At 43.5% G+C, this 6,161-nt stretch carries 3 protein-coding genes and 1 pseudogene; 1 reads left to right on the plus strand and 3 read right to left on the minus strand.

Features of this window, described 5'->3' with window-relative positions; genetic code table 11:
* Positions 1-33: 33 nt before the first annotated feature.
* Together H6F63_RS12110 and H6F63_RS12115 are read right to left on the minus strand one after the other, a co-directional pair.
* On the minus strand, positions 34-2,199 hold the full coding sequence (locus H6F63_RS12110) for a PAS domain-containing protein (protein WP_190637655.1): 2,166 nt from the start codon (positions 2,197-2,199) through the stop codon (positions 34-36).
* Positions 2,200-2,670: 471 nt separating this feature from the next.
* The gene (locus H6F63_RS12115; protein ID WP_190637657.1) at positions 2,671-5,172 is read right to left on the minus strand and encodes a PAS domain S-box protein; all 2,502 of its coding nucleotides are present in this window, start codon (positions 5,170-5,172) and stop codon (positions 2,671-2,673) included.
* A gap of 283 nt (positions 5,173-5,455) precedes the next feature.
* Here H6F63_RS12115 and H6F63_RS12120 point away from each other — a divergent pair, with 283 nt between their 5' ends.
* Positions 5,456-5,971, plus strand: coding sequence for a hypothetical protein (locus H6F63_RS12120; RefSeq protein WP_190637659.1), 516 nt, complete (start codon positions 5,456-5,458; stop codon positions 5,969-5,971).
* Between the two features lie 84 nt (positions 5,972-6,055).
* Here H6F63_RS12120 and H6F63_RS12125 read toward each other — a convergent pair.
* A pseudogene (locus H6F63_RS12125) lies at positions 6,056-6,161 on the minus strand (IS1 family transposase); the annotation flags it as partial.

Below are 6,161 nucleotides of genomic sequence, written 5' to 3' on the forward strand. Positions count from 1 at the left end.
TAGAAAATTTATTGAGTTTTTGATTTTGCCTTTCTAGTTTTTAATTGGTAATGTGAACCAAAAAGTTGAGCCGCGATTGGGATTGCTAATCGCGCCAATTCCGCCGCCGTGGGCTGCGATCGCTTGGCGACAGAGATACAATTTTAGCCCAATACCTGTCGTGCAGCTGTCTCTGGCATCGCGGACGTGGAGATCGAATAAGTGATCGCATTCTGATTTGCTCATCCCTACGCCGTTATCCTGAATCGTACAGCGTAGCATCCCTGCCTCAATCGTGGCGCTCAAAGTTAAACTTATTCCAGGGGGATTATGTTTCAAAATATGAGTAAATAAATCTTGCAACGCTCGCTGCAACTTAGCCGCATCAACCATTACCAATGGTAAATTTTCTGAAATCAGATTAGTTATATTCGCTTGATTTGCCTTGAGTATTGGCTGCAAATCTTTGAGCATTGGTGTTAAAAGTGTATTTAATTGCAGCGGCTCACGATGCAAGACAATTGCTTGCTCTTGAGAAATTTCTAGTAATAAATTAATCATACCGAGTTGGCGCTCGCTACCCTGAATCATCCGCTCTAAAATATGGCGAGAGATCGGTATCGTATCTTGTGGGCTTTTAAGAAAATTATTTAGCAACAATAAGTTACCCAAGACGGGGGTGCGTAGTTCGTGGTAAACAGTATTTAAAACTACGTCTTTAAGGCGATTCAACTCTTGGGATTTTGTAATAGCCTGCTGTAATTCTGCTGTGCGTTCCAAGACTTGAGTTTCCAAACTGTCATTAAGCTCTGATAATTGCTCATAAAGTTGTGCTTGCTGGATAGCGATCGCTACCTGCGTCGCCAGTGAAGAAAGCAAGTCAATTTCAAATTGCTGCCAGTGACGCGGTGCGCTGCATTGATTGGCGATTAGCATCCCAAAAAACTGGTCGCCAACCATAATAGGGACGCACAAACTGGCTCTGATTTGATATTTGGTATAGTATGCAGCATGAAATCGAGATTTTGCTACTGATTGAGTATCATCAATTGCTCTAACCTGACCTTGTTTAAAAAGTGATTTTATTTCTTTTAAGTGGCGGTCATTCGTGACCCATCCACGAATTGAGCGCCAATTTGGGGCAACAGATTCTGCTAAAACTTTTCCTTGACAATTGTCATTAAGATGTCCGATAAAAACCCGATCTGTTTGCAGAAATTGCCGGACTTCCTCAACTGTAGTGTTGAGAATTTGATCGAGATCGAGCGATTGCCTAATTCTCAGGGCAATTTCTCCTAGTAAGCGATCGCGTTCAGCAGCAACTCCTAATTGCGCTTCCGCAGCTTTGCGTTCAGTGACATCTAAAACATATCCGTCATAGTGTATAATTTCCCCACTTTCATTGCGGACGACAGTGGTAAAGTCATAAACCCAACGCACAGAGCCATCTGAACGAATCAGTCGATAATCTTGTTCGTAAGAACTAACACTTTTCGCGGCGCTATAAGCTTGGATCTCAGCATCAACTCTAGCCAAGTCATCGGGATGAACAATGCTGGCATAAGGCACTCTACCAGTTAAAAAATCTTCTGGTTGATAGCCGAACTGAGCCACATTAGGCGAGACGTATTCTACAGGCCAATTTTCTTGTGCAACCCAGCGGAAAACTGTGACTGGCCCAGCGATGAAAAGTCGCCGTTCTCTCTCCAGCGCTTCTTGGGCAGCTTTGCTTTGCGTGACTTCCATCACCAAGCCATCCCAGATAATATCGCCATTACGCTGCTTTTCTGGACGAGAAGCGCATTGTATCCACTTTATTTTTCCAGTAGGCGTAATAATGCGACCTTCCCAAGCCCAAGGTTGCAAAGTGGCGGCAGAAATATCTCCAGATTCTTCATAAGTTTTTAAATCATCCGGATGAATTAACTCTTTGAGCAGTTGAAAATTAGCCTCCATATTTTCTGGTTCTAACTCAAACAATTCTCGATAGCCAGAAGTAGCACAGACTAGCGACTCGTGACCATCGTGAGTCCGCAGGTATTGGTAAATCATACCTGGTAAATTGTCAGCCATTCTAGGGAATTTAAACTCGCTATTTTGTAGCTTGTCTTTAGTTTCCTCAAGATTCGGAATGCCAGTTTCAGCCAAGATTTGTTGGAGCCTTTCAAAGGCGGCTTCATCCCGACAACATTCTCTGATCGCTTGTAGATATTCAGGCATTAGAAATCACATCTCTTTGTTTTAACTCAATAATTTTTCAAGAGTTGCACCAAATTGACAGGTTAAAAAGTATGAATTATTAAGGATAAAATTTTGGGTTCTGGTGGGAATGAAAAGGGTAATTTAAGCCTTTGTTTCCAGGCTGGGGATGGGAATGCGATTATTGAGGGCCTACCTCTTTTGGAAGACATAAATTACAAAGGTAGTGTAAGGCTCTGCCTCACAAATATACATTCCCAAGCTGAGCTTGGGAACTAGAAATTTATTCGTGAGGTCTTAAGAGTCCCCAGTCCCTCCTTCACACTTCATCCTTCTTTTAGTGTTCCCTAAAACCGTGGACAAATGCAGTCGGGATTCTTAAATCTCATCTTTTTAATTTACAATAAGCGATCGCTTGTTCACATCCTTCCGGCGATTCACCCGATTGGGTGATTGTGGAAAAAGCTCATTTAATATCCACAATCCAAAGACTCAATCCAGAGGTAAAGTAAACCAGAAAGTTGCACCGTCTCCAGGTGAACTAATAACACCAATTTCGCCGCCGTGAGCAATGATGATTTGCTGACAAAGATATAATCCCAAACCGATGCCAGTTGAGCGTCTAGCTTGGGAACCACGGGCATAAAGTTCAAAGGCGCGATCGCAATTTTCTTGATTCATCCCCACGCCGTCATCTTCAATAGTGCAGCGCATCATCTGATTCTCAACTGTCGCCTTGATGGTCATTTTGAGTCCAGGTGGATTGTGGTTCAAGGCGTTGGTGAGCAGATTTTCAAACACGCGCCGCAGCTGAAGCGGATCTGCATTGATGCTGGGCAATTCAGCCTGGACTTGATTTGTCAGGAAAGCATGGTTTTTAGCGCATAGCGGCTCGAAGTCTTCGACAATGGCTTGTACTAGAGAGCCAATTTGGGTTGGTTCGCGGTGGAGGACAACGCCTCGCACGTCGCTAGTATGAACTTCTAGCAGGGAATTTATCAGACGGAGTTGGCGATCGCTACTTTGAATCATTCGCTCTAAAATTGAGCGAGGAACGGGAATTGTGTTTTGTTGATGGCTAATGGCTAATTCTTCATTGCGATTAGCCATCAACAAATTCTGCAACACAAGTAACCCGCCGACGATCGGCGTTCGCAGATCGTGGGAAACTGCGTGTAGGAAAATATCTTTAAGCTGATAGAGTTCTTGAACTTCCTCTATTTTTTGCTCTAATTGGGCGGTGCGTTCTTGCACTTGGCATTCCAGGTTGGCATTGAGTGCTTGTACCTGGTTGAATAAAGACGCTTGTTGGATTGCGATCGCTACTTGGGTTCCCAACTGTTCGAGTAAGTCGATTTCCATTGGTTCCCAGTGTCTCGAACTGCTGCATTGATTGACAATCAACGCCCCCAACAGACCTTGACCGTGTACGCTAATTGGTACAGCCAAGACTGATTTAACTTGATAATCGTTGTGGTAAGATGCGATCGCTTCTGGTACTTGTACCTTACTTGTGTCCTCAACCATTCGGACGCAATTCTCCTCAAACATCGTTCTCAAGTCAGCGAGAGAACTTTCATCATCAAGTACCCAACCCAAAATTGACGGATAATTTGAGTCTACCGATTCTACAATCACCTTTCCTTTACCGTTACCATCTGCATGACCGATGAAAACGCGGTCAGCTTGCAGAAATGAACGAACTTCTTCAACTGTGGTGTTGAGAATTTGCTCCAGGTTCAGCGATGAACGGATGCGCCCTAGAGTTTCTGCTAATAAGCGATCGCGTTTTTGCGTCATACGTTGCTGGATTTCCGCCTGCTTGCGCTCAGTAATGTCGTTCCCTACAGTAAGCAAACATTCTTCGCCGCCCAAGTTAATAATTTCCGCAGAAAAAAGTCCTATTACCACTTCGCCTGACTGCTTGCGAAACTCGTACTCCTGGTTACGAACCGCCCCATGTTCCTGCAATAACTTGATAACTTGCAGGCGTTCTTCTGGATTAACCCAGATTTCCAATTCAGTTAAATTATGACCAATCACCTGCTCGCGTGTGTAGCCGGAAATATCTAAGAAAGTTTCGTTAACGTCAATATATCGCCCATCTTTAACTGTAGAAATCGTAATCGACTCAGGACTAGAACTAAAAGCTTTCTTAAATTTCTCTTCTGAAACCCGTAGCGCTTCTTCTACCTGCTTGCGCTGAGTGATTTCGCGCACAATTGCCACAATTTCCTCTTCTCCAAGAGACACCAGCCGCGCTTCCCAATAGCGCTTGGTTCCGTTCAGATGCAGATGGTACTCTAGGTTTTGGGTTTCTCGTGTCGAGATTGCTTGCTCAATATGGTGCATGAATAATTGAGCTACATCTGTTGGCATTAAATCGCACAAAAATTTTCCAACGATTTCATCAGGCGGAACTATCAAATCGCTGGCTTTCTCTGCTTTAAAATCCAGATATTTTCCGTCTTTGCTGAAGATAAACATCAAATCTGGAATCGCATTTAAAAGGGCGCGATTTTTCTCTTCACTTTTTTTAACCCTTTCTTCCGCTTCCTTGCGTTCTGTAATATCCCTAACACTAGCGGCCCGAACCAATCTACCTTGATAAAGAATACTTTTAGCAGAAACCTCTGCGATAAAAGTTGTTTCATCTTTTCTCAACGCGATCGCTTCAAAAGGTTGATCTGAAGGTGAGCACAATCTTTGTCTAATCGTTTCGTGGGAAGGAAGGGCTGCGACATCCAAAAGCGCCCTACCAATCAATTCATCTGTTGAATAGCCAAATAATGTTTCTGCGGCAGGATTAACATCTAAAATCTTCCCTTGTTCATGAATCAAAACGGCTTCAAATGTTGCATTATAAAAAACTTCTAGTCTGGTTTGAGTATTAGGCAATCTTTCCGCCTTAACTAGATTGGTTGAAGTGTTTACTGAACCCCCAGCCTGCAAATTAAAGCAGTGTTTTTGAATGTTACCGATAGTTTCTTTCATGCTTTAAGCCTCTTTCTATATTGCTGGTAATCCGGTATAATTCATGCCAACAATAGTTTATTGCCGCCAGACTCACTAGGAGTCGAGAAGGCAAAAGTTAAAATTGATGAACCTGGGAACAAATTCCTCTTCAATGCTTCATCATTGAAACTTCATATTTCTGAAAAAACTTTATTTTTCACCCGATTGGATGATCCATTTGTATGAGTTTGATTGCCTCTGGATAAAGTCATTCTATATAAAGACTATTCACTAAGTCTTGGTACGCTTCCCTACGTCTAAGATGAAACTTCTAAATTTGACCAAAAGTAAATTTTCTCACCCGGTGAAATTCGCCAGCACTTTAGGACTGTTATCGGTGCTAGTGTTTAGTACATCTACTTCGACTCTAGCCCAGCCTTCCCAGCCCGCTAGTTCGCCAGCGCGAAGCAGCACCAACTTGACTGTAAAACGCCAATATGGAACCTGTCCTCAAAAAGTCGGGTTGACGACATTATTAATTCCATTTGAAGGCGGCGCGGAGCATACGGTTGTAGCAAACACTCGCGCGATCGCAGGATCTGCCAGGGTTTCGAGTTCGGGTAAGAAGTTCGTAGAATACGAAGCCCCATTACAAAAAGCCTACGCCTCCTGTGTCGGTCAAGCAACTTCCCCAGAACTGCGGGCGTACCGCTTCCGCTTAGGCAATGGCAAAGTTTATTTTCGCGTAGATCTTGGTTGGGCTGATGGAACTACTCAAATCACATCTAGAAGTTTGTCAGCAGGGCTTCCCTACGTGCGTTGGATAGCCACCGAATAACTGCGGGGTGAATAACTGGGAAAATGAAGCTACACATCTGATTTTCCCAGTCGCTTTAAAACGGGCTAAGAAAAGCGGGTGGTGCTAAACAAGTAATGATGCATTGTAATCATGCACAAAATACCAAATGGCACCAATGTGATTCTCTAAGGACTTGGAAAACGATAAGGTTTTTCGGACTAATCGAGAC

The organism is Trichocoleus sp. FACHB-40 (assembly GCF_014695915.1).
GTDB classification, from domain to species: Bacteria; Cyanobacteriota; Cyanobacteriia; order Cyanobacteriales; family FACHB-T130; genus Funiculus; species Funiculus sociatus.